The organism is Sphingopyxis italica (genome assembly GCF_011926545.1).
Taxonomy (GTDB): Bacteria; Pseudomonadota; Alphaproteobacteria; order Sphingomonadales; family Sphingomonadaceae; genus Sphingopyxis; species Sphingopyxis italica.
Genome location: NZ_JAATIT010000012.1, coordinates 1 through 1,221, shown reverse-complemented (window position 1 = coordinate 1,221; position 1,221 = coordinate 1). Strand labels below are relative to the sequence as shown.

Below are 1,221 nucleotides of genomic sequence, written 5' to 3'. Positions count from 1 at the left end.
GGTGGGTTCAACGGGTCGCCGCAACACGCTCAGCGAACATTTCAGCCGGTGTCTGATACATCAAGGTTTTTCTGGGGCGCTCGTTGAGCTGGCGAGCGATGGCGCTGAGTTTGGCCTGGCTGTGCAGGGAGAGATCGGTTCCCTTGGGCAGATACTGGCGCAGCAGGCGGTTGGTATTTTCGTTGGTGCCGCGCTGCCACGGGCTTTGGGGATCGCAAAAATAGACTTCGACCTCGGTAGCCAAGGTGAAGCGCTGGTGATCGGCAAGCTCCTTGCCGCGATCCCAGGTCAGCGACTGATAGAGCTCGCGAGGCAGTTTGCGCGCCTGTTTGATCAGGGCCTTGACGACGCTGGCGGTCTCCTTGTTCGCCACCTTGGCCAGGATCACGTAGCGCGACTGGCGTTCGACCAGCGTCACGATATGGCTGTTTCGTGCGCCAGAGATGAGATCGCCCTCCCAATGTCCGGGCACGGCGCGGTCCTCGACCGAAGCGGGGCGTTCGCTGATCGATATCGCATCCTTGATCTGGCCAAGCCCGTCACGCTTCAGGCTGGCGTGGCGCGAGCGGCGGATCGTGCGCTTCGCCCGGAGATGCTCGAGCAGCTCCTTCTTCAGGACGCCGCGCGCCTGGATGAACAGGCTTTTGTAGATCGTCTCGTGTGACACGCGGTGCTGCTCTCCGTCCGGAAAGCCGCGCTTGAGCCAGCCAGCGATCTGCTCGGGTGACCAACTGCGGCGCAGCTTGCGCGATACTGTTCGGCGCAAGGCGGGATAGCAAGCGAGCTTGCACCGCTTGGGCCGCAGCGCGCGGTCCCATGCTGCCTGATCCGAAACGGTCCCGCGATACCGATCGCGACCGCCACCCCGCCCGACCTCTCGACTGATCGTCGAAGGCGCCCGACCAAGCTGGGCTGCGATCGCTCTGAGCGAGCGGCCGGCGACAAGGCCTCTTGATATCTCCTCGCGCTCGCTCAGGCTGAGGGATCGTTCCGACCGCTTGCGCTCCGACGGACGAATGCCGCCCGACGGCGACAGCACCGAGAAAATCGACGATGACTGCCGATCAAACCGCCGCCCGATCGAACTCATCGACTCCCCGCGCTGCCACCGGTCCCAGATCTCCGATCGTTGTGCCGCCGAGTAATAAATCCGCTGACGCTGCTTCATCCTCACACTCCTCCTCAAAGAATGAAGTGTTGCGGCGATCCGTTGAACCCACC

General features: G+C 63.1%; 1 protein-coding gene. It reads right to left on the bottom strand.

Going from position 1 to position 1,221, the window contains the following annotated elements; translation table 11 throughout:
- Positions 1-7 precede the first annotated feature (7 nt).
- A complete protein-coding gene (locus tag GGR90_RS19245; protein ID WP_167923030.1) occupies positions 8-1,168 on the bottom strand; it encodes an IS30 family transposase in 1,161 nt (386 codons plus the stop codon).
- Positions 1,169-1,221: the final 53 nt, after the last annotated feature.